Origin of the sequence: Streptomyces roseofulvus (assembly GCF_039534915.1) — a bacterium.
Lineage (GTDB): Bacteria > Actinomycetota > Actinomycetes > Streptomycetales > Streptomycetaceae > Streptomyces > Streptomyces roseofulvus.
Window position 1 is genome coordinate 1,378,126 of sequence record NZ_BAAAWE010000001.1, and the last position, 25,145, is coordinate 1,403,270.

Below are 25,145 nucleotides of genomic sequence, written 5' to 3' on the forward strand. Positions count from 1 at the left end.
CGCCGGCCCCCGTCAGACGATCGGGTCGTGGACGGTGACGAGCTTGGTGCCGTCCGGGAAGGTGGCCTCGACCTGGACGTCGTGGATCATCTCGGGGATGCCGTCCATGACGTCGGCGCGGGAGAGCACCTTGCGCCCGGAGGCCATGAGTTCGGCGACGGTGCGCCCGTCCCTGGCGCCTTCCAGGATGTGCGCGGTGATGAGCGCGACGGCCTCGGGGTGGTTGAGCTTCACCCCGCGGGCGCGCCGCTTCTCGGCCACGTCGGCGGCCACGTGGATGAGCAGGCGTTCCTGCTCGTGCGGGCTCAGTTGCACTCTTCCACCTCACAGTCGTCCACCGGGCCGCACCCGGACAGCTGCGGACCCTACCGACCGTCAACACTCTGTTGAACAGCGGAGACGCGGGGGACGGCCGGACATTGCACGTTAGGGCGGAAGTTTTTCCGGCGCGTTAACTCCGGCTTTGCGATTCCATGATCATCGGGCCGGCGGCGCGGCGGCTGCCGCGTTCATCGACATGATTCCGCGCAGCCCCTCCTCCAGGACGCCGATCTCGACGTCGCCGAACAGCGCCTGCTGGGCGATGAAGCCCTGCACGGTGGCGATGAGCGTGCGGGCCATGGCGGCGGAGGAGACGTCGGCGGGGACGAGTCCGGCGTCGCGGTACGCGTCGACGAGCCCCGACCAGATGTCCCGCATCCCGCCGAAGCCCTGGGCGAGGGTCTTCGCCAGGGTCTCGTCCCGCAGGGTCTCGGCCCACACCTGGATGATCAGGCGCGCGAACGCCTGCCGTTCCGCGCCGGCGATCCCCCCGTCCAGCACGATCGTCAGCACCCGCGCGATCAGCACGTCGGGCAGCAGCGGCGGACTCACCTCACTGGCCTCCGCGAAGGCACCGCGGATGCGGACGAAGGTCTCGTCGGCGATCGCCGCGATCAGTTCGTCCTTGCTCCGGAAGTAGCGGTAGACCGCCCCGGCGGAGAGTCCGGCCTCGGCGAGCACGTCCTGCATGGAGGTGGCGTGGAAGCCGTTGCGGGCGAAGCAGCGGGCGGCGCCGTCGAGGATCTGGCGGCGGCGGGCGTCGAGGTGTTCCTGGGAGACACGGGCCATACCCCAGAAGCTAAAACGAATATTCATTCTTGACAACTTCGCCACCCGGGCGGAGAGTGTGGAACAGATAAAACGAACGATCCTTCTCTTTGGATCCGTCCGCGACCCCGCTCGCTCCGACCTGAGAATCGAGGCCGTCATGTCCGCCTCCACCGCCCCCGCGACGGGGCGCAAGACCCTCGCGGTGCTCCTGCTCGTCCCCGCGCTCGCCGCCCTCGTCCTGTGGACCTTCGCCTGGCCCGCCGCGCGCATCGCCCCGCGCGACCTGCCCGTCGGCGTGGCCGGCCCGGCCGCGGCGGCGGACGGCCTCGCCCACGACCTCGGACGGCACGAGGGGGCCTTCGAGGTGCACCGGTACGAGGACGCCGCCGCCGCCCGCTCCGCCGTCGAGAACCGGGAGGTCTACGGAGCGGTGGTCGTCACCCCGGCGGGCCCGGAACTGCTGACCGCCTCGGCCGGCAGCCCGGTCGTGGCCGGCCTGCTGCGCGAGGCCGTCGCGGGCCCGGCCGCCGCCGAGGGCCGGACGGTCCCGGTCACCGACGTCGTCGCGCTGCCCTCCGGCGATCCGCGCGGCGCCGTGCTCGGCGCCAGTCTGCTGCCGCTCGCGATCGCGGGCGCCGCCACCGGTGCGGCCACCGTGCTGCTCGGACTGCGCGGGGCCCGCGCCGCCGCCACCCTCGCCGGCGCCTCCGCGCTCGCGGGACTCACCGGCGCGGCGCTCGCGCACGGCTGGCTCGGCGCGCTGACCGGGAACGTCTGGGCCGAGGCCGGCGTGCTGTCCCTGACCGTGCTGGCGATCGGCGCGACCTTCGCGGGACTCGCCACCGCGCTCGGCAGGCCCGGCTTCGGACTCGCCGCCGTGCTCACCATCCTCGCGGGCAACGCCTTCTCGGGCATGGGCAGCGCCCCGGAGCTGCTGCCGTCCGGGATCGGCCTGCTCGGCCAGTGGCTGCCGCCGGGCGCCGGCGGCACGGCGCTCCGCTCCGTCGCCTTCTTCGACGGAGCCGCGGCCGGCGGACCGCTGCTGGTCCTCTCCCTCTGGGCCGCCGCGGGCCTGACGGCGCTGGCCCTCGGCGGCCGGCGGCGGACCACGCCGGCTCCCGTACCGGCCCCGGCTGCGGCGGCGACGACAGCGGGCTGACCGCCCGCCGTCCCGAGACGGCCGCGTGCCCCCGACGTAGCGGACGGGGGCACGCGGCTTCCTTGTATACGGAGGGAGGCGGACGGACCTGATGCCCGTCGGGCCCGGGGGTCAGCGCCCGCCGGGCTCGCGGTGGTGCGCGGCGATGCCGAAGCGGCGCTGTTCACCGGTGGCGGAACCGAGCCCGCCGGCGACCCCCGTACCGGAGAGCGAGCTGATCACCGGACCGTCGGCCGGCTCCGGCGTCTCGGCCTCCAGTTTCTCCAGTCGCTCCAGGTCAGCGGCGGAGACCAGGGCGACGAGCGGCTTCCCGTGGCGGGTCACGACCACGCGCTCGCCGCCGTACACCACGCGGTTGATCAGGTCGGCGAGCTCCGCCCGCGCTTGCGTCACCGGGATCTCGTAGGTCATGCTCCTCATCTTACGGTCTGTACGTCCTGTACATTTTTGACAGAAGGAGGCACTCCTCATGGACGCGCGCCACGTACTGCCGGAGTTCTCGGAGCGGACCTCGTACGGCACCCGGACCCTCGACCCGTACGCGAAGCTCCTGGAGAACCGGGTGGTGTTCCTCGGCACCACGGTCGACGACGTCGCCGCGAGCGATGTGATCGCCCAGCTCCTCACCCTGGACGCCGACGCGCCCGGCCGGGACATCGCGCTGTACCTCAACTCCCCCGGCGGCTCCCTCACGGCGATGACCGCGATCCACGACACGATGCGCAGCCTGGCGAGCGACGTGGAGACGACCTGCCTCGGACAGGCGGGGTCCACGGCGGCGGTCCTGCTCGCCGCCGGCACACCCGGGAAGCGGATGATGCTGCCCCGGGCCCGGGTGACCCTGCGCCAGCCCGTCCTGGACGAGCCGTTCGCCGGGCAGCCCTCCGACCTGGACCTCCAGGCCCGCGAACTGGAGCGGCTGCGCGCCGTGATGACGGGTCTGCTCTCCGCGTACACCGGTCAGGACGAGGAGCGGATCGCCGCCGACACCGACCGTCCGACGATCCTCGACGCGCCGGCCGCGCTCGCGTACGGCCTGGTCGACCACATCGTCAGCGACCGCCGGACGGCCTCCGGCCCGTCGGCCCGGTGAGTCCGCGATGGTGCCCGAGCTTCCGCCACTGCCCGCCCTGACCCGCGCCGAGGGGCAGTTGATCGACGCGTACCTCGAAGTCGTCGACCTCCTGGGGAAGATCAATCCATCCAGGGGTTCGCATACCTATGGGGCCTTGCGTGCCGCACAGGCGCTGGTCGGGAGGGTGGAGGCGCTGCGCGAGGCGCTGACGCTCATGCATATGCGGGGCGAGAGCGAGGTCCACGCCGAGACATTGGCCTGCGCGCTGCGGGTGTTGGACGGCGAGCGGCGGGCCGCCCGCGTCACCGTGCCCGGAAAACGCGCCAGTTGACATTCCGACGTGTCGTGTCGAGCCCCGGACGGCCGACACGGGACGCAGAAATCGTCCCCCGTTCGGCGTAGGCACGCGAGCGACAGATGAAGTGTGCGAGTTGCGCAACAGGTGTACGCATTTGGCGGAATCGGGCATTCCGACGCTGGTACGGGGCTCGTCGGCCAAACCTACGACGATCACGAAACCCACTTGTCCACCCGTATGGATCAGTCGTGAGGAGCCTCACATAACGCCGTTTCCGCTCGGTTTTCGCCCTACTCGTGGGTCAAGATCCTCGACGACGACAAGCCCCCGCCATCCAGGCGGGGCGGTCCGGGCGGACGCCGAGTCCTGCCGCCGTCCCGGACTCTGGTCGACAGGATTGGACCGGCAGGAGTGGAGGACCCGAGCAGTACGGGTCGATCGCGCTGGATTCACCGGCGCGGCCGTCCCTTGGGGTGAAGCCGCAGCCGCGGCCGGGCATCTTCGCCTGCCCGAACCCGACAGGTCATCCTTCACAGGCGGCTGACGAAGGGTTGCGCATGACTGCGCAGATGCATGTCCCGTCCCTGCTGTCCCGGGCCGGAGCCGTCTCGGCTCTCACCCTCGCCGCCGTCGGCGGCACGCTCCTCGCACCCGGAGCGGCACCCGAGGCCCAGGCAGCCACCACGCACGCGACGAAGGCGCTCAGCGTCGCCGCGGCCAAGAAGGGCGCGCCCTACCGGTACGGCGCGGCGGGTCCCACCCGCTTCGACTGCTCCGGGCTCACGCTCTACGCGTACAAGAAGGCGGGCAAGTCGCTGCCCCGCACCGCGCAGCAGCAGTACAACAAGACGCGGCACATCTCCGCCTCCAGCCGGCAGAAGGGCGACCTGGTCTTCTTCCACTCGGGCGGGCGGGTCTACCACGTGGGGATCTACGCCGGCAGCGGCAAGATCTGGCATTCGCCCAAGACCGGTTCCTGGGTGAAGCTCGACAGGATCTGGACCTCGAAGGTCTCCTACGGCCGCGTGCGCTGACCCACCGGCGCCCGCGGCCGTCCCGGGGGTGCGGTGGCGCCGCCGCACCCCGCGCCGCAGGCGCCTCGGCCGTCCCACGGGGACGGTGTCACAGCCCGACCGGACGGTCCTCCGTGCCGAGTCCGGCCCAGAACGTGCCGAGGTCGCCGAGACCGGCGAGCGGCGAGGACCGGGCGAGTTCGAGGGTGGCCCGGACGACGGGGTGAACCATCCGGGGATCGCCGGAGTCCATCGCCCGGTCGAGTCGGACGAACATCTCCTCGCCGGCGTGCGCCCGCTCCGCGAAGACCCGATCGAAGGAGAGCCGCGGGCTCTTCTCCGCCGCGTGGACGCGCCCGACCTGGACGTGATCCGCGCCCGCGAGTACGCCAGGATCCGAGAGGAGGAGCAGACGAAGCGCGCCGTCGTCGCGGCGGGCGCGACGCGATCCGACGTCCCCGCGCCCGGCGCCGGGAGCGTCGTGGGCCTCAGCTCCCGCTCGCCGCTGAGCACCTGCACGGCACGGGGCGAGGTCGGCATCGACGCCACCGGCACGCCCGCGCGTGTCGCCGCTCCCTAGGATGCGGCGATGACACTCGATCAAGCTCTTGTCGACGCCGCCATCGCGCAGTCGGACCGCCGCTGGTCCCCCGACGAGGCCGGCGGGGCCGCCGCCGTCCGTCTCGACGACGGACGGATCCTCACCAGCGTGGGCCTCGACAACATCCACGGCAGCGTCGCCCTCTGCCAGGAGACCGGCGCGTACTGCCAGGCGTACACGCTGAACCGCCGCGTGACCGCGTCCGTCTGCGTCTTCCGGGATCCCGAGGACGGCCGGTACGTCATCCTGCCGCCGTGCGGCGTCTGCCAGGAACGGCTCGCGCTCTGGGGGCCCGACGTCGAGGTCGGCGTACCCGACCCCGAGGATCCGACGCGCTGGGTCGCGCACCGGCTCGCCGAGCTGCATCCGCACTACTGGGCGCGCCACTTCGCCGGCGGCTCCTGGCCGTCGACGGACATGCACGCCGACTGAACGGGCGCGTTCAGCAGGCCGGGACGGCCGCCGCCGCGGCCCACGGCAGCGTGATCCACACGGTCTTGCCGCCCTCGGCGGTCGGCGTGAACGAGAGGCGGCCGCCCGCCTCCGCCGCGAGGACGCGGATGATCACCATGCCGCGTCCGTTGTCCTGCTGGACGGCGGCGGGGAGCCGGCGCGGAAAGCGCGGATGGCTGTCGGTCACGCCGATCCGCAGGAGTTCGTCGCGGTCGAGACGCAACTCGACGGTGAAGGTGGGTGATTGCCCGAAGGTGTGCTGTACCGCGTTGGTCGCCAGCTCCGAGACCATCAGCCGGATCGCGTCCGCCGCGTCCCCGCCGTCGTGAAGACCCCAGCGGCCGAGCACCTCCGCCACGAACCTCCGCGCCGTGGCGACCGCGGCGGGCTCGCTCGGCAGGGTGACGGATGCTTCCTGGTGATCTGCCATGGCGAGGTCGTCCCTTTCCCGCCGGGGCCGTCGCCCCGGATCGCGCTTCGCGTCAGACTGCCACCGATCAAGGGCCCGGGTGGGGCGTTCTCCCGAGATATGCCCCGTTCTGTCGCCCGAAGCGGTGAACTCTGCCCGCCTGGAGCCTCCTTGGGCGGCTTCCCGCACTCGCCACCCGAGCCTTCCCGGCCCCGCGGCCGCCGAGCGGTGTCAGCGCGCTCCGGCGGGCGCGGTCCGCACGATCGTCGCGACCGCCCGCTCGATCTCCGCGTCCGTGAGGTCGGCGCGGGCCGTCAGCCGCAGGCGCGAGATGCCGTCCGGCACCGACGGCGGCCTGAAGCAGCCCACGGACAGGCCCTGTTCGCGGCAGTCGGCCGCCCACCGCAGCGCCTCCTCCGGTCCCGGCGCGTGGACCGACACCACCGCCGCGTCCGGCCGGGCCGCGGTGAACCCCGCTTCGGTGAGCGCCCGGTGCAGGGTGGTCGCGACCGTACGCGCCCGCCCGGCGAGGCCCGGCTCGGCGGCGAGCAGCCGCAGGCTCGCGAGCGCCGCGCCGGTGGCGGCGGGGGCGAGCCCGGTGTCGAAGATGAAGGTGCGCGCCGCGTTGACCAGGTGCTCGACGACCCGGGCCGGGCCGAGGACGGCACCGCCCTGGCTGCCCAGCGACTTGGAGAGGGTGAGGGTCGCCACCACGTCCTCGTCGCCGGCGAGCCCGGCGTCGTGGAGGGCGCCCCGGCCGCCGTCGCCGAGCACACCGAACCCGTGCGCGTCGTCCACGACCAGGCCCGCGCCGTGGTCACGGCAGGCGGCGGCGAGGTCCTCCAGCGGGGCCCGGTCGCCGTCGACGGAGAAGACGGAGTCGCTGACGGCGAGCGCCCGCCGCCCCGGATGCGCCTCCAGCGTCTTGCGTACGGCCTCCGGGTCGGCGTGCGGGACCACGGCGGCCTCCGCGCGGGCGAGCCGGCAGCCGTCGACGATCGAGGCGTGGTTCGCGGCGTCGGAGACGATCAGCGCGCCCGGACCGCCGAGCGCGGTGAGCGCGGCGAGGTTGGCGGTGTAGCCGGAAGAGAACACGAGGGCGGCCTCGAAGCCGCAGAACGCGGCCAGTTCCTCCTCCAGCCGCGTGTGCAGCCGGGTCGTGCCGGTGACGAGCCGCGAGCCGGTCGCGCCGGCGCCCCAGCGGCGGGCGGCCTCCGCGGCCGCCCCGGTGACCTCGGGGTGCCGGGTGAGACCGAGGTAGTCGTTGCCGGCCAGATCGAGCAGCCCCGACTCCGCGGGGCGCGGCCGCAGCGTCCGTACCAGCCCGGCCTCCGCCCGCCGGCGGGCCTCCGCCCCGGTCCAGTCGAAAGCGGAACGGCGCGCGGGCGGGGTCGGCTGGGCCTGGGGCATGGGGCGTTCCTCCGTCGGCGCCGGTGGTCGGCGCCTTTTGTAGGCAGCGCACAGACCCTAACGGCAGGAGGCCGAGGTCGGGATGTGGTCATACACACACCTCGATCGGGCTCGTTTGTTCAGATCCTCCTTGGCCGGGGGGTGTGCCGTAGGCAAGGATCAGCCCTTATGGACCTGCTGAACACGCTGGTGGAGAAGGGGCTGCGGCGCGAGACGCCGACCCGTGAAGAAGCGCTCGCCGTGCTGGCGACCTCCGACGACGAACTGCTCGATGTGGTGGCGGCGGCCGGCAAGGTGCGCCGGCAGTGGTTCGGGCGGCGGGTGAAGCTGAACTACCTCGTCAACCTGAAGTCCGGGCTGTGCCCGGAGGACTGCTCGTACTGTTCGCAGCGGCTCGGCTCCAAGGCCGACATCCTCAAGTACACGTGGCTGAAGCCGGACGAGGCGTCCCAGGCCGCCGCGGCGGGCATCGCCGGCGGCGCCAAGCGGGTCTGCCTGGTGGCGAGCGGCCGCGGGCCGACGGACCGGGACGTCGAGCGGGTCGGCAGGACCATCGAGGCGATCAAGGAGCAGAACGAGGGCGTCGAGGTGTGCGCCTGCCTCGGTCTGCTCTCCGACGGCCAGGCCGAGCGGCTGAAGTCGGCCGGCGCCGACGCGTACAACCACAACCTCAACACCTCCGAGGGCACGTACGGCGAGATCACCACCACCCACACCTACGCGGACCGGGTGGACACCGTGCAGAAGGCGCACGCGGCGGGCCTCTCCGCCTGCTCGGGCCTGATCGCCGGCATGGGCGAGACCGACGAGGACCTGGTCGACGTGGTCTTCGCGCTGCGCGAGCTGGACTCGGACTCGGTGCCGGTCAACTTCCTCATCCCCTTCGAGGGCACGCCGCTGGCGAAGGAGTGGAACCTCAGCCCGCAGCGCTGCCTGCGCATCCTCGCCATGGTCCGCTTCGTCTGCCCCGACGTGGAGGTCCGGATCGCGGGCGGCCGCGAGGTCCACCTGCGGTCGATGCAGCCGCTGGCGCTGAACATCGCCAACTCGATCTTCCTCGGCGACTACCTCACCAGCGAGGGCCAGGCCGGCCAGGCCGACCTCGACATGATCGCGGACGCCGGCTTCGAGGTGGAGGGCGCGGGCACGACCACGCTGCCCGCCCACCGCGCCGACGCGCTCGCGGCGGCGGGCGGCGGCTGCGGTTCGCACGCCTCGGCGGGCGGCTGCGGTTCCGAGGCGGCGGCCGGCTGCGGCTCGCACGCGGACGCCACGGCCGGTGGCGGCTGCGGCCCGTGCGGCGGCCACGCGCAGGCCCCGGCCGAGGCTTCCGTCCCGGCCTCGGAGGCGCGGACGGACCTGGTGGCGGTACGCCGCCGCGGCGCCGGCACGGACCTGGCGCCGAACGCGTAACGGTGACGATGCGCAACGACGAACTCCTCGCCCTGGACCGGGCGCACGTGTGGCATCCGTACGGCCCGATGCCGGGTCGTGCGGAGCCGCTGGTGGTCGCGTCCGCGTCCGGGGTGCGGCTGCACCTCGCCGAGCCCTCCGAGGGACGGTCGGAGCTGATCGACGGCATGTCCTCGTGGTGGTCGGCTGTGCACGGCTACAACCACCCGGTGCTCAACGAGGCGGCGCGCGGTCAGCTCGACCGGATGAGCCACGTGATGTTCGGCGGGCTCACCCACGAGCCGGCGGTACGGCTCGCGGCCCGGCTCGTGGAGATCACGCCCGAACCGCTGCAGCATGTCTTCCTCAGCGACTCCGGTTCCGTCGCGGTCGAGGTCGCGGCCAAGATGTGCCTGCAGTACTGGCGTTCGCTCGGCCGCCCGGCCAAGCGGCGGCTGCTCACCTGGCGCGGCGGCTACCACGGCGACACCTGGCAGCCGATGTCGGTGTGCGACCCCGAGGGCGGGATGCACCAGCTGTGGTCCGGCGTGCTCCAGCAGCAGGTCTTCGTGGACGCGCCGCCGGCCGCGTACGAGGAGTCGTACGCGGAACTGCTCCGCACCACGATCGCGCAACACGCGGGCGAGCTGGCCGCGGTGATCGTGGAGCCGGTGGTGCAGGGCGCGGGCGGCATGCGCTTCCACGACCCGGCGTACCTGCGGGTGCTGCGCGAGGCGTGCGACGCGCACGACGTGCTGCTCGTCTTCGACGAGATCGCCACGGGCTTCGGGCGTACGGGCACGCTGTTCGCCGCGGACCAGGCCGGGGTCTCCCCCGACGTGATGTGCCTGGGCAAGGCGCTGACGGGCGGCTACCTGTCGATGGCGGCGACCTTGTGCACCCGCACCGTGGCCGACGGCATCTCGCGGGGCGAGGTGCCCGTGCTCGCGCACGGTCCGACGTTCATGGGCAACCCGCTCGCCTCCGCGGTCGCGTGCGCCTCCATCGACCTGCTGCTCTCCCAGGACTGGGCGGGGGAGGTCGAGCGGATCGAGGCCGGGCTGCGCGACGGACTCGCGGGCACCGAGGACGTCCCCGGCGTCCGCGAGGTGCGGGTGCTCGGCGCGATCGGCGTCGTCCAGCTCGACCACGAGGTCGACATGGCGGCGGCGACCCGGGCCGCGGTCCGGGAGGGCGTGTGGCTGCGCCCGTTCCGCGACCTCGTCTACACGATGCCGCCGTACGTGACCGGCGACGCCGACCTGGCGCGGATCTGCGCGGCGGTGCGCGCCGCGGCGACGGCGGGCTGAGCCCGGCGGAAACGGCGGCGGACGGCAGAGAGGTGGATGGAGAGAAGTGAAGGGAACAGCATGAGCATCGTCGTCGTCAGCGGGACGGGGACGGAGATCGGCAAGACCGTCGTCACGGCGGCGGTCGCCGCCACGGCCGTCGCCGCCGGGCGTTCGGTCGCGGTCCTCAAGCCCGCCCAGACCGGGCTCACCCCCGCCGAACGCGGTGACGCGGACGAGGTCGTACGGCTCTCGGGCGCGAGGACCTCCGCCGAGCTGGCCCGCTATCCGGAGCCGCTGGCCCCGGACACGGCCGCCCGGCGGGCGGGCATGGCGCCGGTCGGTCCCGCGCGGGTCGCGGAGGCGGCGCGCGCGCTGGCCGAGGAGCACGACCTGGTGCTCGTCGAGGGTGCGGGCGGGCTGCTCGTCCGCTTCGACGAGGAGGGCGGCACCCTCGCCGACGCGGCCCGGCTGCTCGACGCACCCGTCCTCGTCGTCGCGCCGGCCGGACTCGGGACGCTGAACTCGACGGCGCTGACGGCCGAGGCGCTGCGGGCGCGCGGGATCGCGCAGCTCGGGGTCGTCGTCGGCAGCTGGCCGGCGGCGCCGGACCTCGCGGCGCGGTGCAATCTGACGGACCTGCCGACGTCGGCCGGGGCGCCGCTCCTCGGCGCGGTGCCGGAGGGCTCGGGCGCGCTGGACCCGGCGGCCTTCCGTGCGGCGGCGGGCGGCTGGCTCGCTCCCGCGCTCGGCGGCAGCTGGGACGCGGACGCGTTCGCGCGGGCGGCCGGGGCCTGAGCCGCCGCCGCTCCCCCGCGCGTCCCCTTTGCCGTGGGGCGTCTCCCCGGGAGCCCGCCTCCGTAGAGTGAGGGGATGCGCGCACACGTTCAGGAGCTCGTCTTCGACTGCGGCGAACCGGCCGCGCTGGTCCGTTTCTGGGCGGGTCTCCTCGGCGGGGAGCCCGTCGACCGGAGCCCCGACTGGTCGTACGTGGACCCGCCCGGTTTCGTCCGCGTCGCCTTCCAGCGGGTCCCCGAGGGCAAGGCCGCGAAGAACCGGCTCCACCTGGACCTGGAGGTGCCGGACCCGGCGGCGGCGGCCGACGAGGTGTCGCCGCGCGGCGCTGTCCGCGTCGGCGGCCTCGTCACCGACGAGCAGGGGTCCTTCCAGGTGATGCGGGATCCGGAGGGCAACGAGTTCTGCTTCGTCACGGGGTGACCCGTACCGCCGATCCACCCTGTGGAACGTGCTGGCGACGCCCCGACCCGCGTGGTGGGATCGAGCCATGATCGATATCGACATAGAGATGCGCGCCGCCGTGCCCTCCGACGCCGAGTCCGTGCTCGCCTTCTGGCGGGAGTCCGCCGAGGGCACCTCCATCTCGGACGACGTCGACGGGGTGAGGCGGCTCCTCGACCGCGACCCGGAAGCCCTGATCCTCGCCGTGGACGGCGAGCGGATCGTCGGTTCGGTGATCGCCGGCTGGGACGGCTGGCGCGCCTCGCTCTACCGGCTCGCGGTGCTCCCCTCGTACCGCAGGCGCGGCCTCTCGAAGGCGCTGCTCCAGGCGGCGGAGGATCGATTCGCCGCGCTGGGCGGCCGCCGCGCGGACGCGATGGTCCTGGAGGTGAACGAGCGCGCGCAGCGTGCCTGGGAGGCGGCGGGGTACGCGCGGCAGGACCAGTGGCGCCGATGGGTGAAGCCGTTCGCCGGGTGATCGTCCCGGCGTTTTGCCGATCCTTTACTATGAGATCTCCATACGAAGACCGAGACGACCGAAAGGTGTGAACGTCCGCCCATGGGCGAGCCTCCCAGTAGCACTGGTGTCACCCCTACCGAAAGCACCGGTTCCGATTCCGGCGACCGACATCGCGCGTTCCGTGCCCCGCTGACTGATCATGGGACGGAGGTGAACCGATGACCGAAGTGCTTCTGCTCCTGGTGGCGCTGCTGCTCGCGCTCGCGTGCGGTGCGTTCGTGGCGGCCGAGTTCTCGCTGACGACCGTCGAACGGGGCGAGCTCGAAGCGGCCGTGCGGCGCGGCGAGCGCGGCGCCGCCGGCGCCCTCAAGGCCGTCAGGTCGCTCACCTTCCAGCTCTCCGGCGCCCAGCTCGGCATCACCGTCACCAACCTGGTCGTCGGCATGCTCTCCGAGCCCTCCATCGCCAAGCTGATCCAGGGACCGGTCGAGGCGCTCGGGCTCTCCCCGTCGGTGGCCTCCTCGATCGCCCTGGTCATCGGCACCGCCGTGTCCACCGTGGTCCTCATGGTGGTCGGCGAGCTGGTCCCCAAGAACTGGGCGATCTCACAGCCGCTCGCCGTCGCCAAGGTCGTGGCGACACCGCAGCGCGTGTTCACGGCCGCCTTCAAGCCGCTGATCAGCCACCTCAACAACACGGCCAACCGGATCCTGCGCCGCCTGGGCATGGAGCCCACCGAGGAGCTCGCCTCCGCGCGCTCTCCCCAGGAGCTGGTGGCGCTCGCGCGCCACTCGGCGAAGGAGGGCGCCCTGGAGCCCGACACGGCCGAACTGTTCGTTCGCACTCTGAACCTCGCGGAGCTCACCGCCGAGAACGTGATGACGCCGCGCGTCCAGGTGACCGCCCTGGAGGTGCAGGCCACCGCCGAGGACGTCGCGAACGCCACGCGCGCCACCGGCCTCTCCCGCTTCCCCGTCTACCGGGGCAACCTGGACACCGTCGTGGGCATCGCGCACATCAAGGACGTGCTCGCCATACCCGCCGACGAGCGGCGGCTGCGCCGCGTCGGCGACATCGCGCGCGAGCCGCTGCTCGTGCCCGAGACGCTGACCGTGGACAAGCTGCTCGACCGGCTGTCCGGGAAGCAGACGATGGCCGTCGTCATCGACGAGTACGGCGGCACCGCAGGCGTCGCGACGCTGGAGGACATCGTCGAGGAGGTCGTCGGCGAGGTGCGCGACGAGCACGACCCGCACGAGACCCCCGACCTGGCCCGGGCCGGCGAGGACGAGGACGGCCGCCTGCTGTGGTCGGCCGACGGAGCCGCTCGCACCGACCAGCTGGAACGCATCGGCCTGAAGGTGCCGGACGGACCGTACGAGACCCTCGCCGGCGTCCTCGCGACCGAGCTGGGCCGGATCCCGGCCGTCGGCGACACCGTCGAACTGGGCGGCTGGCGCCTCGACGTCGTCGACGCCTCCGGGCGCCGCGCCGCGCGCGTCCTCCTGCACGCGCCGCTCCCCCAGCACGACGACGAGACCGGGGAGGCGCACCGATGACCGCGATCCAGTTGCTGATCGGCTTCCTCACGCTGGTCGTGAACGCCTTCTTCGTCGGCGCCGAGTTCGCCCTGATCTCGGTACGGCGCAGCCAGATCGAGCCCCTCGCGGAGGCCGGCGACCGCCGGGCCCGCAGCGTCGTCTGGGGTCTGGAACACGTCTCCGCGCTGCTCGCGGCGGCTCAGCTCGGCATCACGCTGTGCACCCTGGTGCTCGGCATCGTGGCCGAGCCGGCCATCGCGCACCTGCTGGAGCCCGTCTTCGACGCCGTCGGCGTGCCGCACGGCCTGGTCCACCCGATCTCGTTCGTGATCGCGCTGGCCGTGGCCACGTATCTGCACATGCTCCTCGGCGAGATGGTGCCGAAGAACATCGCGCTCGCGGAGCCGACCAGGACCGCCCTGCTCCTCGGTCCGCCGCTGGTGACGCTGGCGCGCGCGCTGCGCCCGGTGATCTTCACCATCAACGCCTTCGCGAACACGCTGCTGAAGCTGCTGCGGGTGGAGGCGAAGAACGAGGTGGCGGCGACCTTCTCGGACGACGAGCTGGCCCGGATGGTCACCGACGCGAGCGACGCCGGTCTCCTCGACGACCGCGCGACCGAGCGTCTGCACGACGCGCTGGAGCTGGGCCGCCGCCCGGTGCGCGACGTGGTCATGCCGGTGGAGAAGGTGATGTACGCGCAGGTGGGCACCACTCCGGAACAGCTGGAGGCGCTGTCCGCCGAGTCGGGCTTCTCCCGCTTCCCCGTGGTGGACTCCGACCGCCGGATCCTGGGCTACCTCCATGTGAAGGACGCCCTGGACATCACCCCGCGCGACCTTCCGCTGCCGGTGTCGGCGCTGCGGCCGATCGCCCGCGTGCGGGCGGCGACGCCGATGGACGACGTGCTGACGGCGATGCGCCGCAGCCGTACGCACCTGGCGGCCGTGCTCGACGAGGACGGCAAGCTGGCCGGCCTGGTCACGATGGAGGACGTCCTCCGCGAGCTGGTGGGGCGCCCGGCGGCGCCGTAGGCGGTGCGACGCGGAGGAAGGGCCCCGGGATCTCGGATCCCGGGGCCCTTCCCGTGCCCGTTGCGGGGGGGGCGCGCCGTCAGAGGGCGGAGGCCGCGAGCCAGTCGTCGAGGAGGTCGCGGTCGCCGGTGCGGGTGAAGCGCGGGTCGTCGGGGGCGTACCGGCGGTGCAGCAGGAGGAGCAGTTCGCCGGCGTCCGCCGTCACGCTCGCGGTGGGCTCGGCGCCCGTACCGCTCCTGCTCCAGGTGAAACCGCCGCCGCCGAGCACCAGCGTCCAGACGGCGCCGCTGTCCCGTGCCGCCAGGCGGAGCACCGCGCCGTCGCGGTCGAGGTGGGCGAGCGGTTCGGCGATCCACGGGATGTACGGAGCCGTGGTGAGGAAGTGGTCGAGCGCGGCGGCCGCGGTGCCCGGGTCGATCGGCCGGGCGCTGCCGGTGAGCGCGATCTCGGCGTCGGCGAGGTGGACGACCGTCTCGGCCAGGAGATGGCGCGGGTAGTGGCGCACCGACGGGTCGGCGCCCGGTGACCACACGGGGGCCGCGGGATCGGCGGTACGGGCGGCGGTGGTGAAGCCCTGGGCGCGGGCGGCGAACCAGCCGGGGTACGCGGACGGGTCGGCCGGCGGGTCCAGCGGCAGGTCCCCGGCGCGGACGCGGGTGGCGGGGCGGGCGGTCACGAGGTGCTCGGCCCAGCCGTGGACGGTGCCGAGGTGGCGGGTCAGGTCGCCGAGCGTCCAGCCGGGGCAGGTCGGCACGGGGGTGGCCGGGTCGACGTCCCCGACGGTGTCGGCGTACCGGCCCGCCCGCTCGGCGACGGCGTCGACGAGGGCGAGGTGGGCACCGTCGTCGAGGGCGAGGCGGGTCGCCTCGGGAGCGATGCGGGCCTCCTCGTCGAGGAGGGCTGGATGGGCGTCGTCGTCGTGCCGGAGGCCCGCGGGGACCGTGAGCAGCCCGTCGCGCCACGGCCCCGGCGGCTCCCTGAGCGCGGCGGCGCGGAAGAGCCCGTCGAGCGTGCGCCGGTCGGCGTGGCCGAGCCCGGAGAGGGCGTGCCCGGTGCTTTCGAGCCACTTCACGGCCGTGTCGCGGTCGAGGGTGTCCTCGTCGCTGGTCTCGACCGCCGTCACCAGCCCGGCCAGTGCCTCGGCCAGGGCGTTCAGGAGCGCGTCGCTCATCGGGTTTCCCCTCCCGGGTTCTCCTCGGCACCCGCGCATACCGCACGGTATGATCGGGTCCGCCATGGAGATCAATGCCACGTACAACAGTCTCGTCGCCGTCGGGGACAGCTTCACCGAGGGTATGTCGGACCTGAGGCCCGACGGTTCGTACCGGGGCTGGGCGGACGTCCTCGCGGGCCGGCTCGCCGCTCGCACGCCCGGCTTCCGGTACGCCAACCTCGCGGTGCGCGGGAAGCTCATCGGACAGATCGTCGAGGAGCAAGTCGCCCTGGCGGCAGGGATGAAGGCGGACGTGGTCACCCTCGTCGGCGGCCTCAACGACACCCTCCGCCCCAAGGTCGACATGGTCCGCGTGAAGGACCTCCTGACCGAGGCCGTGGAACGCCTCACACCCCACTGCGGGCAGCTGGTCCTGATGCGGAGCCCCGGCCGGAACGGTCCGGTCATGCACCGCTTCCGCCCCCGGATGGAGGAGCTCTTCGGCCACATCGACGAGCTGGCCGCCCGGCACGGCGCGCTCGTGGTCGACCTGTACGGGGCGCCGGTCCTCGGCGACCCCCGGCTGTGGGACGTGGACCGGCTGCACCTCACGGCCGACGGCCACCGGCGGGTGGCGGAGGCCGTGTGGCAGAGCCTGGGGCTCGCCGCCGAGAGCGACTGGCGGGCGCCGCTCCCGGCCGCCGTACGGCCGGGCTGGGTGACGCGGCGCGCCGCGGACGCCCGGTTCGCCAGGGAACACCTCGGTCCGTGGATCGGCCGCCGCCTCACCGGTCGCTCGTCCGGCGACGGCCGCCCGCCGAAGCGGCCCGAGCTGCTGCCGTACGAGACGCGGTCCGAGGTCTGAGCCGGCGGCGGGCACCTGCCGCGTGACGTGGGTCTCGTAGCAAGCTCCAGCCGGGACCACGGCGCTGGCCTGCAGAAATCACCAGTAAACTCTGGACACGTGACTGCTGCGACTGTGAAGCCCCGTATCCCCAACGTCCTGGCCGGCCGCTACGCCTCCGCGGAGCTCGCCGTCCTCTGGTCCCCCGAGCAGAAGGTGAAGCTGGAGCGCCAGCTGTGGCTCGCCGTGCTGCGTGCCCAGAAGGACCTCGGGATCGAGGTTCCGGACGCGGCGATCGCCGACTACGAGCGCGTCCTCGACCAGGTCGACCTCGGCTCCATCGCCGAGCGCGAGAAGGTCACCCGGCACGACGTGAAGGCCCGCATCGAGGAGTTCAACGCCCTCGCCGGCCATGAGCACGTGCACAAGGGCATGACCTCCCGTGACCTCACGGAGAACGTCGAGCAGCTCCAGATCCGCCTCTCCCTGGAGCTGGTCCGGGACCGTACGGTGGCCGTCCTCGCCCGCCTGGGCAAGCTGTCCGCCGAGTACGGCGAGCTGGTCATGGCCGGGCGCTCGCACAACGTCGCCGCGCAGGCCACCACCCTCGGCAAGCGCTTCGCGACCACCGCGGACGAGCTGCTCGTGGCGTACACCCGCCTGGAGGACCTGCTCGGCCGCTACCCGCTGCGCGGCATCAAGGGCCCGGTGGGCACCGCCCAGGACATGCTCGACCTGCTCGGCGGCGACGCCGGCAAGCTCGCCGAGCTGGAGCAGCGCATCGCCGGCCACCTCGGCTTCGCGCACGCCTTCACCTCGGTCGGCCAGGTCTACCCGCGCTCGCTCGACTACGACGTGGTCACCGCGCTGGTGCAGCTCGCCGCCGGCCCGTCGTCGATCGCCAAGACGATCCGCCTGATGGCCGGCCACGAGCTGGTCACCGAGGGCTTCAAGCCCGGCCAGGTCGGCTCCTCCGCGATGCCGCACAAGATGAACACCCGCTCCTGCGAGCGCGTCAACGGCCTCATGGTCATCCTGCGCGGTTACGCCTCGATGACCGGCGAGCTGGCCGGCGACCAGTGGAACGAGGGCGACGTGTCCTGCTCCGTCGTTCGCCGCGTGGCGCTGCCGGACGCGTTCTTCGCGCTCGACGGCCTGCTGGAGACCTTCCTCACCGTGCTCGACGAGTTCGGCGCCTTCCCGGCCGTCGTCGCCCGCGAGCTCGACCGCTACCTCCCGTTCCTCGCCACCACCAAGGTCCTCATGGCCTCGGTCCGCGCCGGCGTGGGCCGCGAGCTCGCCCACGAGGCGATCAAGGAGAACGCGGTGGCGTCGGCCCTCGCCATGCGCGAGCAGGGCGTGGAGCGCAACGAGCTGCTCGACAAGCTCGCCGCCGACGACCGCATCCCGCTGGACCGCGCGCAGCTCGACGAGCTGATGGCGGACAAGCTGTCCTTCACCGGCGCCGCCGCCGATCAGGTCGCCACCGTGGTGTCCCGGATCGAGGAGCTCGTCAAGCAGCACCCCGAGGCCGCCGCCTACACCCCGGGCGCGATCCTCTGACCCGGACCCGCCGGTTCACCCGCGAGGAACTGGAGGCCGCCCGCGACCGCGTCGTCCCCGACGTGGCCGAGGGCGGCCTCGCCGTTCTCTTCTGCGGCATCAACCCGGGCCTGATGACCGCCGCGACCGGGCACCACTTCGCCCGCCCGGGCAACCGCTTCTGGCCGGTGCTCCACCTCTCCGGCTTCACGCCGCGCCTGCTGCGCCCCGACGAGCAGGACGAGCTGCTCTCGTACGGGCTCGGCATCACCAATGTCGCGGCCCGGCCGACCGCGCGCGCCGACGAACTGAGCCGCGAGGAGTACGTCGAGGGCGGCCGCATCCTCACCGAGAAGGTCCTCCGGCTGAAGCCCCGCTGGCTCGCGGTCGTCGGCGTGACCGCGTACCGCACCGCCTTCGGTGAACCGAGGGCGGCCATCGGTCCTCAGGAGCGGACCATCGGCACGACGCGGATCTGGGCCCTGCCCAATCCGAGTGGACTGAACGCGCACTGGACGGCGGAGACGATGGCGGAGGAGTACGCACGACTGCGGCGGGCGGCCGGCCTGCCGCCCGCATGACGAGTCACACCGCCGTCCCCCTCGGCCGCGCCGCGGAGACCGATGGCGGCGCCCCCTCACGTCTCACGGCGGGTCCACGTCCGTGACGACGGCGAGGAGCTGGAACGGCAGCTCCTTGTCCCACTGCGAGACGCCCAGCCCGATCCATCTGGTGTCCACGCGCCACAGCGTGAGGTCCGGAACGTGCGCGCACAGCACGGACCAGGGCTCCGGCAGCAGTTCCCCCTCCATGCTGCGATGGTGCAGCGACCACAGGCTCATGCGGTCCGGTTCGCCCCAGCGCGCGGCGAGCAGCGCGGCCAGCCCGTCCCGCTCCGCTTCGTACTGTTCCTCGACCGCTTCCCGGCGGCTTCCGTCGTCCTCCCAGAAGTCCTCGCTGGTGGCCAGCGCGGCGACATGGAAACCGGGCCCGCTGTCGAGGTGGCCGGCCTGCTCCGGCCCTGCCGGGAACTCCCTCGACCGCAGTAAGTCGAGGTCCGACAGAAGGCGTGTCGTGGTCATGCGCCCAGTAAACCGCCCGCCACTGACAGTTGGCGCCACGTCAGTCAGCCCCGGGCACGGACCGGGGAGCCGACCGGGAAGGACCGGAGAGCGGGCCGAAGAGGGGACCAGGACGGAGAGCCGGGAGCGGACCCGGGAGCGGACCGGTGTCTCGGCGCGGACACGGCCCGGACACGGCCAGGGGGCGGCCCTCGCCGCCTCCGGAACCATTGAGTACCATCCGCCTGAGACGGGCACGAGCTGGGAGGACACACGGTGGGGCGGCTGACCGGCGGGGATCCGTCGCTGCTGCGGCGGATCAATTCCGCGGTGGTACTCCATGCTCTGCGCGGCTCCGACGCGCGCACGCTCACGGATCTGACCCGGATCACCGGGCTGTCCCGGCCGACCGTCGAAGGCGTCGTCGAGGGACTCATCGAAGGCGGGCTCGTCGTCGAGGCCGCACCCGAGGAGGGTGAGGCACGGCGCCAGGGCCGCCCCGCCCGGAGGTTCCGCTTCCGCGCCGAGGCCGGTCATCTCCTCGGCATCGAGATCGGCCCGCACCGCGTCGCCGCCCTCCTCTCCGGCCTCGACGGCCGGATCATCAGCGCCGGCGCGCGCGAGGTGTCGGAGACCGCGCCGGAGGACGAACGCCTGGACAAGGTGCGCACGGTCGTCGCCGACGTCCTGCGCCGCGCCGGGGTGCCCCGGTCGAACCTGCGGGCGGTCGGCGTCGGCACCCCCGGAATCGTGGAGGCCGACGGCACGGTGCGGCTCGGCACCGCGCTGCCCGGCTGGACCGGCCTCGCGCTCGGCGAACGGCTGCGCCGCTCCTTCCGCTGCCCGGTGATCGTGGAGAACGACGCCAACGCGGCGGCGGTCGCCGAGCACTGGAAGGGCGCCGCGACCGACTCCGACGACATCGTCTTCGTGCTCGCCGGGCTGAGCCCCGGCGCGGGCTCGCTGATCGGCGGCCGGCTGCACCGCGGCTACGGCGGCGCGGCGGGCGAGATCGGCGCGCTGCACCTGCTGGGGCGCGGCGTCACGCCGGAGCACCTGCTGTCGACGACCGACGAGCCTCTGCACCCGCTCGACGAGCAGGCGGTGACGGAGGTCTTCGCGCTGGCGAGGAAGGGCGATGCCCGGGCCCAGGCGGCGGTCGAGCGGTTCATCCAGCGGCTGGTGCACGACGTCGGCGCCCTCGTGCTGGCGCTCGATCCGGAACTGGTGGTGGTCGGCGGCTGGGCGGCCGGCCTGGACGGGGTGCTGCAGCCGCTCCGCGACGAACTGGCGCGGTTCTGCCTCCGCCCGCCGCGCGTGGTGCTCTCGCTGCTCGGTGAGGCCGCCGTCGGGACGGGCGCGCTGCGCCTCGCGCTCGACCACGTGGAGGAGCAACTGTTCGCCGTCGAGGGCAGCGTGACGGCCCGGCGCTGAGCCCGCGGCGAGCAGGCGTGCACGTACGCGTGCACCGTCCTCACTCCCTCCCGATCGGTATCAGGAAATGGCGAAGACCCGGCCTCGGAAGGCCGGGTCTTCGCACTGCCCGGGGCGGCGGCTCTCGGGAGCCGCCGCGGCGGGCCGGGTCAGGAGGCCATCGCCAGGTCGACGGAGTCGCCGAAGGTGAGACGGCAGGTGTCGGCGCGGTAGGTGGCGACGGAGACGGCGGCGGTACGGCCGCCGGAGAGGTAGCGGGTCGTCACGACCAGCACCGGCGAGCCCGGCAGGCGGTCCAGCTCCTTGGCGTCGTCCGCGCGCGCGGAGCCCAGCTCCACCGAACGGTCCTGGCCGTCGAGGGCCAGGTGCTGGAGCTCGCGCAGCACGGCGCGCGCACCGGCGGGCCCGGTGGGGGCGTCGAGGGCGGTGAGGCCGGCGACCGAGCCGGCGGGCACGTACAACAGTTCCGCGGCGACGGCCTGGCCCTGGCTGAGGCGCACCCGGCGCACCAGGTGCACGTCCTCGTCGGCCGCGGTCTCCAGCAGACGCGCGACGGCGACGGGGGCCTTGCCGAGGACGGCGTCCTGCGCCTCCCAGGCGTCGTCGCCGACGCCGGGCCAGGCGTGCTGCTTGGTCGAGACGTCGACGCCGACGCGCGGGGGCGCGACCGTCGTGCCGACGCCGCGCCGGCGCTGAAGGCGTCCTTCGAGCTCCAGCTGCTCCAGGGCCTGGCGGAGCGTGGCCCGGGCGACGCCGAAGCGGGCCGCGAGCTCGCGCTCGTTGGGCAGGATCTCACCGACCGCGAAGTCGGAGTCGAGAGCTTCGCCGATCACCGTCTTGAGGTGCTGGTACTTCGGTTCCTGGACCGATTCCAGCTGCGTGGTCCCCACCCTGTCCTCCGCAATTCGCCGTGTCCCGCGGCGTTTCCGCGCCCTTGTTTATTAAAGGTTCCTGCACTAACTCTGCGACCATAAGGCGAGCCACCACCTTGGTCAAGACCAATCCTCCGCCGAACGTCCGGAAATGTGACCCTCTGACCTTGATCGTTCACAGGACGTTCGCACCCCCGTGAGGCGGGCACACGGGCCCGTAGACGCATGAAGACCCGCCCACCGGTCCGGTGGGCGGGTCTTCTGGAGGAAGGAAGGGCGAGCGGCGCGATCCGGCGGCGCCACTTTCGGCAGGACTCTTGAACTCGCGGCTACCGACCAGTACATCTTGCTGACAGGACGTCTAAGAGGATGTACGAGGGAGCCTCCATGCCGGCACGGATCGCGTTCGAGTTCGAGACCCCGCGGGGTCGCCGCACCACGTCCCTGACGTACGAGCGCCGCGGAACGGGTGCTCCGCTGCTCCTCCTCCACGGGATCGGCCACCACTGGCAGGCGTGGGAGCCGGTCCTCGACGTGCTGGCGACGGAACGCGACGTCATCGCCGTCGACCTGCCCGGCTTCGGCGCGTCCGACGGCCTCCCGCAGGGCTGCGCCTACGACCTGACGACGGTCACGCCCGTGCTCGCCGCCTTCTGTGCGGCGCTCGGCGTCGACCGGCCGCACGTGGCGGGCAACTCGCTCGGCGGACTGCTCGCCCTCCAGCTCGGCCGCGAGAAGGCCGTCCGCTCGGTCACGGCCCTCTCCCCCGCCGGCTTCTGGAACGAGAGCGAGCGCCGGTACGCCTTCGGCACCCTGCGCGCCATGCGCGGCGCGGCCCTCTCGATGCCCGTCCCCCTCATCGACCGCCTGTCCCGGACCCCGGCCGGGCGCACCGCGCTCACCAGCACCATCTACGCCCGGCCCGGCCGCCGCTCACCCGAGGCGGTCGTGGCCGAGACGCTGGCGCTGCGCGAGGCCACCGGCTTCCACCAGACCCTCGCCGCGGGGCGAACCGTCCTCTTCCGCGACGACATCCCGTCGCTGCCGGTCACCATCGCCTGGGGCACCCGAGACCGCCTGCTCCTGCGCCGCCAGGGCGTCCGCGCCAAGCAGGCCATCCCCGGCGCGCGCCTGGTGCGCCTGCCCGGCTGCGGCCACGTCCCGATGAACGACGACCCCGCGCTCGTCGCCCGCGTCATCCTCGACGGCAGCGCCACCGCCTGAACCGTCAGCCGCCTTCCGCCCCATCAGCAACCCGGTGCCGATCGCGGCGCCGGCTCCCACGAGAAGACCGCCGACGGCCTGCGGCAGACCGAGCGTGGCCGCGCCGACCGCGGCCGCGCTCAGCGCGGCCGCCACGGGGATGGCGCCCGTGAAGAGCGTGGCGCGCTCCATACCGATGCGCTCGACGCCCATGTAGAAGAGGACGAACCCGACGACGGTCGCGAGCACCGCCTGCCACAGCAAGGCACCCGACTCCACCGCGGTCGGCATCCGCACAACCCCGGCACCGTCCACGACGATCCCGAGCAGCACCGCCTCCACCGCGCCGACCCCGCAGACGGCGACCGTGAGCAACCGGGCACCGAGCGGACGCAGCACGGGCACCGCGAGCACCGTGAACCCCACCTCGCCGCCCAGCGCCGCCACCGACCAGCCGAGCCCCGCCAGGTCGGTACGCCCCCACCCCTGCACCGTGAAGGCACCGGCGGCGACGAGCAGAGCCCCGTACAACACCGCCGGCGCGGGCCGCCGCCCTTCGAGCAGCGGAACGAGGACGGCGACCACGATCGGGGCGCACCCGACGACGACGCCGGGGACGGCGGGCTCGGCCGTGCGCTCGGCGGCGAGGACGGCCAGGTTGAAGCCGACCATGCCGACGGCGGCCAGGACCGCGATCCGCACCCATTGACCGGGCCTGAGCCGTCGCAGCGGAGCGAGCCCTCCCCGGCCGAGAAGGGGGAGCAGGAGCAGACAGGCGGCACCGTAACGGAGGGCCTGTCCGCCCGCGTACGGGTAGTCGCCGAGCAGACCGTTGGCGGTGAAGGAAGCGCCGACGAGGGCGTAGGCGAGGGTCACGAGCAGGACTCCGCGCAGGGCGTTCGCGTTCATGGTCCTGACGCTAGGGAGCAGAGCGGCCCGGATTAAGGTCCACTTCCATGACGTCATCGGGGACCACTTCAGGCGCGGCGCCGGTTCCGTCGGCCAGGGACGTCGGCGCGCAGCCGGCGTGGGAGCTGCTGCTGCCCGCCGCGGCGGCACCCGCGCGCCGACGCGGCCGCGCCCTGCAGGAAGCCCTGCGCGAGGCGGTCCGCACCGGACGGCTCACCGCCGGCACCCGCCTGCCGTCGAGCCGCGCACTCGCAGCCGACCTCGGAGTCTCGCGCGGCCTGGTCACGGAGGCGTACGAGCAGCTGGCGGCGGAGGGCTACCTCCGCAGCGGCCGGGGCTCGGGGACCTGGGTGAGCGGCACGGCCCGAACGGCACGGGCGACCACGCCTGCCGACCCGAGCGCACCTGCGGCGTCGGACCCGTACCCCTCCGGGGTCACGGTCGACTTCCGGCCCGGCACCCCCGATCTCTCCCTCTTCCCGCGAACGGCATGGGCGGCGGCCCAGCGAGCGGTGCTCACCGAGCTGCCGCACCAGGCACTCGGATACCCCGATCCACGGGGACTGCCCGTGCTGCGTGCGGCGCTCGCGTCGATGCTGACCAGGCGCCGGGGCGTGGTGGCTGATCCGGACCGGCTGGTGGTGTGTTCGGGCGTGGCACAAGCGGCGACGCTGCTCGGGTTCGCGCTCCGGTCGCGGGGACACGGCGAAGTGGGTGTGGAGGACCCGGGAAGCCCCGAGCACGCTCGGCTCTTCGCAGCGACCGGCCTGAGATCGGTGTGGCTGCCGCTCGACGAGGACGGCCTGTGTCCCGATCCACTGAGGGCGGCGGGCCTTCGGGCCGTGGTGGTGACGCCGTCGCACCAGTTCCCGTCCGGGATCGCGTGGTCGGCGGAGCGCCGAGGAATGCTCCTGGAGTGGGCGCGCACGGTGGACGGCTACGTCCTGGAGGACGACTACGACGGCGACTTCCGGTACGACCGCGCGCCGGTCGGCGCGCTCCAGGGGCTGGATCCCGAGCGGGTCGTGTACGCCGGCTCGGTGAGCAAGTCCCTTGCGCCGGGGCTGCGGCTGGGCTGGATGGTGCTGCCGGAGGCGCTCGTCGACGAGGTCGTCGAACGGAAGCGGACGATGGATCTGGGCCATCCGGCACTCGACCAGGCGGTGTTGGCACACATGGTGACGAGCGGGGGCTACGACCGGCAGTTGCGGCGCTGCCAGCGCATGTACCGGGAGCGGCGTGACGCCCTGTTGGCCGCGCTGGAGAAGCAATTCCCTGGAACGGAGGTCACCGGCATCGCGGCCGGACTCCATGTCATCGCCTGCCTCCCGGTCCGATTCGGGCCGGCCGAACGGTTCCTGGCCCATGCGGCGGGCGCGGGCGTGGCCATGCGACGCCTGGAGGAGTACGGGACGGCACGCCCTTCGGACGGCGCCGTGCGACTGGTCATCGGGTACGCGCATCTGGCACCGACGGCGATCTCGGCAGGGATACGACGTGTGGCGGAGGCCCTGGAGGATTGCTGAGGCGGCAAGGGTCTTCTGTTCACGCGGGGTTCGCGCGGTCGCTGCTCCTGGCGACTAGGCAAGGTTCCGGTGCGGACTGTCGCACCGGACGCCGGTCTCGACGTCGTCGCCACGACGTCGTGTCGGCCCTGATCCG

Annotated in this window: 28 protein-coding genes and 1 pseudogene; 19 read left to right on the plus strand and 10 right to left on the minus strand. The window is 73.3% G+C overall.

The features are described from left to right. Positions 1 to 12: 12 nt before the first annotated feature. A complete protein-coding gene (locus tag ABFY03_RS06295; protein ID WP_319007869.1) occupies positions 13 to 315 on the minus strand; it encodes an urease subunit gamma in 303 nt (100 codons plus the stop codon). Positions 316 to 477: 162 nt separating this feature from the next. After that, on the minus strand, positions 478 to 1,110 hold the full coding sequence (locus tag ABFY03_RS06300; protein WP_319007868.1) for a TetR/AcrR family transcriptional regulator: 633 nt from the start codon (positions 1,108 to 1,110) through the stop codon (positions 478 to 480). Positions 1,111 to 1,249: 139 nt separating this feature from the next. Here ABFY03_RS06300 and ABFY03_RS06305 point away from each other — a divergent pair, with 139 nt between their 5' ends. Further along, a complete protein-coding gene (locus tag ABFY03_RS06305; RefSeq protein WP_346169418.1) occupies positions 1,250 to 2,251 on the plus strand; it encodes an ABC transporter permease in 1,002 nt (333 codons plus the stop codon). A 111-nt stretch (positions 2,252 to 2,362) separates the two neighbouring features. Here ABFY03_RS06305 and ABFY03_RS06310 read toward each other — a convergent pair whose 3' ends face one another. Continuing rightward, positions 2,363 to 2,662, minus strand: coding sequence for a type II toxin-antitoxin system Phd/YefM family antitoxin (locus ABFY03_RS06310; RefSeq protein WP_346169419.1), 300 nt, complete (start codon positions 2,660 to 2,662; stop codon positions 2,363 to 2,365). Between the two features lie 58 nt (positions 2,663 to 2,720). Here ABFY03_RS06310 and ABFY03_RS06315 point away from each other — a divergent pair, with 58 nt between their 5' ends. From ABFY03_RS06315 to ABFY03_RS06325, 3 genes are all read left to right on the plus strand, one after another. After that, positions 2,721 to 3,344 carry an ATP-dependent Clp protease proteolytic subunit gene (locus tag ABFY03_RS06315; protein WP_346169420.1) on the plus strand — a complete coding sequence of 208 codons (624 nt, stop codon included), beginning with the start codon at positions 2,721 to 2,723 and terminating at the stop codon, positions 3,342 to 3,344. Between the two features lie 7 nt (positions 3,345 to 3,351). Continuing rightward, a complete protein-coding gene (locus tag ABFY03_RS06320; RefSeq protein ID WP_319007864.1) occupies positions 3,352 to 3,657 on the plus strand; it encodes a hypothetical protein in 306 nt (101 codons plus the stop codon). Between the two features lie 524 nt (positions 3,658 to 4,181). Beyond that, a complete protein-coding gene (locus ABFY03_RS06325; RefSeq protein ID WP_319007863.1) occupies positions 4,182 to 4,658 on the plus strand; it encodes a C40 family peptidase in 477 nt (158 codons plus the stop codon). An 88-nt stretch (positions 4,659 to 4,746) separates the two neighbouring features. On the opposite strand, the gene ABFY03_RS06330 is transcribed toward ABFY03_RS06325, so the two are convergent. Then, entirely contained in the window at positions 4,747 to 4,914 is a 168-nt protein-coding gene (locus ABFY03_RS06330) for a hypothetical protein (protein WP_346169421.1), read from the minus strand. 69 nt (positions 4,915 to 4,983) lie between these two features. Between ABFY03_RS06330 and ABFY03_RS06335 the strand changes: the two genes are divergently transcribed. After that, positions 4,984 to 5,217 (plus strand): hypothetical protein, encoded by a 234-nt coding sequence (locus ABFY03_RS06335; RefSeq protein WP_346169422.1) that lies wholly within the window; start codon positions 4,984 to 4,986, stop codon positions 5,215 to 5,217. Between the two features lie 9 nt (positions 5,218 to 5,226). Next, positions 5,227 to 5,670, plus strand: a complete 444-nt coding sequence (locus ABFY03_RS06340) for a cytidine deaminase (protein ID WP_319007860.1) — start codon at positions 5,227 to 5,229, stop codon at positions 5,668 to 5,670. Between the two features lie 10 nt (positions 5,671 to 5,680). On the opposite strand, the gene ABFY03_RS06345 is transcribed toward ABFY03_RS06340, so the two are convergent. Next, positions 5,681 to 6,121, minus strand: a complete 441-nt coding sequence (locus tag ABFY03_RS06345) for an ATP-binding protein (RefSeq protein ID WP_346169423.1) — start codon at positions 6,119 to 6,121, stop codon at positions 5,681 to 5,683. A 210-nt stretch (positions 6,122 to 6,331) separates the two neighbouring features. Then, positions 6,332 to 7,510, minus strand: a complete 1,179-nt coding sequence (locus ABFY03_RS06350; protein WP_346169424.1) for an 8-amino-7-oxononanoate synthase — start codon at positions 7,508 to 7,510, stop codon at positions 6,332 to 6,334. Between the two features lie 168 nt (positions 7,511 to 7,678). On the opposite strand from ABFY03_RS06350, the gene bioB reads away from it, so the two are divergent. The 7 genes from bioB (at position 7,679) to ABFY03_RS06385 (ending at position 14,465) form a co-directional block, all read left to right on the plus strand. Further along, positions 7,679 to 8,923, plus strand: a complete 1,245-nt coding sequence (gene bioB, locus ABFY03_RS06355) for a biotin synthase BioB (RefSeq protein WP_346169425.1) — start codon at positions 7,679 to 7,681, stop codon at positions 8,921 to 8,923. An 8-nt stretch (positions 8,924 to 8,931) separates the two neighbouring features. Then, entirely contained in the window at positions 8,932 to 10,212 is a 1,281-nt protein-coding gene (locus ABFY03_RS06360; RefSeq protein WP_319007893.1) for an adenosylmethionine--8-amino-7-oxononanoate transaminase, read from the plus strand. A 60-nt stretch (positions 10,213 to 10,272) separates the two neighbouring features. Beyond that, entirely contained in the window at positions 10,273 to 10,989 is a 717-nt protein-coding gene (gene bioD, locus ABFY03_RS06365; RefSeq protein WP_346169426.1) for a dethiobiotin synthase, read from the plus strand. Between the two features lie 75 nt (positions 10,990 to 11,064). Then, positions 11,065 to 11,409 (plus strand): VOC family protein, encoded by a 345-nt coding sequence (locus tag ABFY03_RS06370; protein WP_319007855.1) that lies wholly within the window; start codon positions 11,065 to 11,067, stop codon positions 11,407 to 11,409. 67 nt (positions 11,410 to 11,476) lie between these two features. Further along, positions 11,477 to 11,908 (plus strand): GNAT family N-acetyltransferase, encoded by a 432-nt coding sequence (locus ABFY03_RS06375; RefSeq protein WP_346169427.1) that lies wholly within the window; start codon positions 11,477 to 11,479, stop codon positions 11,906 to 11,908. 200 nt (positions 11,909 to 12,108) lie between these two features. Beyond that, a complete protein-coding gene (locus tag ABFY03_RS06380; protein ID WP_319007853.1) occupies positions 12,109 to 13,449 on the plus strand; it encodes a hemolysin family protein in 1,341 nt (446 codons plus the stop codon). Next, on the plus strand, positions 13,446 to 14,465 hold the full coding sequence (locus ABFY03_RS06385; protein WP_319007852.1) for a hemolysin family protein: 1,020 nt from the start codon (positions 13,446 to 13,448) through the stop codon (positions 14,463 to 14,465). Before ABFY03_RS06380 ends, ABFY03_RS06385 begins: the two co-directional genes overlap by 4 nt. A 79-nt stretch (positions 14,466 to 14,544) precedes the next feature. Here the strand turns inward: ABFY03_RS06385 and ABFY03_RS06390 are convergent, their stop codons facing one another. After that, the gene (locus tag ABFY03_RS06390; RefSeq protein WP_346169428.1) at positions 14,545 to 15,636 is read right to left on the minus strand and encodes a maleylpyruvate isomerase N-terminal domain-containing protein; all 1,092 of its coding nucleotides are present in this window, start codon (positions 15,634 to 15,636) and stop codon (positions 14,545 to 14,547) included. A gap of 64 nt (positions 15,637 to 15,700) precedes the next feature. On the opposite strand from ABFY03_RS06390, the gene ABFY03_RS06395 reads away from it, so the two are divergent. The 3 genes from ABFY03_RS06395 to mug all read left to right on the plus strand — a co-directional run bounded on the left by ABFY03_RS06395 (position 15,701) and on the right by mug (position 18,585). Next, the gene (locus ABFY03_RS06395) at positions 15,701 to 16,483 is read left to right on the plus strand and encodes an SGNH/GDSL hydrolase family protein (RefSeq protein ID WP_319007850.1); all 783 of its coding nucleotides are present in this window, start codon (positions 15,701 to 15,703) and stop codon (positions 16,481 to 16,483) included. Between the two features lie 99 nt (positions 16,484 to 16,582). After that, positions 16,583 to 18,025 (plus strand): adenylosuccinate lyase, encoded by a 1,443-nt coding sequence (gene purB / locus ABFY03_RS06400; protein ID WP_319007849.1) that lies wholly within the window; start codon positions 16,583 to 16,585, stop codon positions 18,023 to 18,025. Between the two features lie 62 nt (positions 18,026 to 18,087). Continuing rightward, a complete protein-coding gene (gene mug / locus ABFY03_RS06405; RefSeq protein WP_319007848.1) occupies positions 18,088 to 18,585 on the plus strand; it encodes a G/U mismatch-specific DNA glycosylase in 498 nt (165 codons plus the stop codon). Positions 18,586 to 18,648: 63 nt separating this feature from the next. On the opposite strand, the gene ABFY03_RS06410 is transcribed toward mug, so the two are convergent. Then, positions 18,649 to 19,086: a hypothetical protein gene (locus tag ABFY03_RS06410; protein WP_346169429.1), complete on the minus strand. Its 438-nt coding sequence runs from the start codon at positions 19,084 to 19,086 to the stop codon at positions 18,649 to 18,651. 255 nt (positions 19,087 to 19,341) lie between these two features. Between ABFY03_RS06410 and ABFY03_RS06415 the strand changes: the two genes are divergently transcribed. Then, positions 19,342 to 20,499: an ROK family transcriptional regulator gene (locus tag ABFY03_RS06415; RefSeq protein ID WP_319007846.1), complete on the plus strand. Its 1,158-nt coding sequence runs from the start codon at positions 19,342 to 19,344 to the stop codon at positions 20,497 to 20,499. Between the two features lie 149 nt (positions 20,500 to 20,648). On the opposite strand, the gene ABFY03_RS06420 is transcribed toward ABFY03_RS06415, so the two are convergent. Next, positions 20,649 to 21,389, minus strand: coding sequence for a GntR family transcriptional regulator (locus ABFY03_RS06420; protein ID WP_346169430.1), 741 nt, complete (start codon positions 21,387 to 21,389; stop codon positions 20,649 to 20,651). Positions 21,390 to 21,758: 369 nt separating this feature from the next. Between ABFY03_RS06420 and ABFY03_RS06425 the strand changes: the two genes are divergently transcribed. Further along, complete coding sequence (locus ABFY03_RS06425; RefSeq protein ID WP_346169431.1) at positions 21,759 to 22,595, plus strand: alpha/beta fold hydrolase; 837 nt, start codon at positions 21,759 to 21,761, stop codon at positions 22,593 to 22,595. Positions 22,596 to 23,078: 483 nt separating this feature from the next. Here ABFY03_RS06425 and ABFY03_RS38020 read toward each other — a convergent pair. After that, positions 23,079 to 23,540, minus strand: a pseudogene (locus tag ABFY03_RS38020) (EamA family transporter); the annotation flags it as partial. Here ABFY03_RS38020 and pdxR point away from each other — a divergent pair. Next, positions 23,531 to 25,009: a MocR-like pyridoxine biosynthesis transcription factor PdxR gene (pdxR, locus tag ABFY03_RS06435; RefSeq protein WP_346169432.1), complete on the plus strand. Its 1,479-nt coding sequence runs from the start codon at positions 23,531 to 23,533 to the stop codon at positions 25,007 to 25,009. The pseudogene ABFY03_RS38020 and the gene pdxR sit on opposite strands and share 10 nt — an antisense overlap. The last annotated feature ends 136 nt before the right edge of the window (positions 25,010 to 25,145 follow it).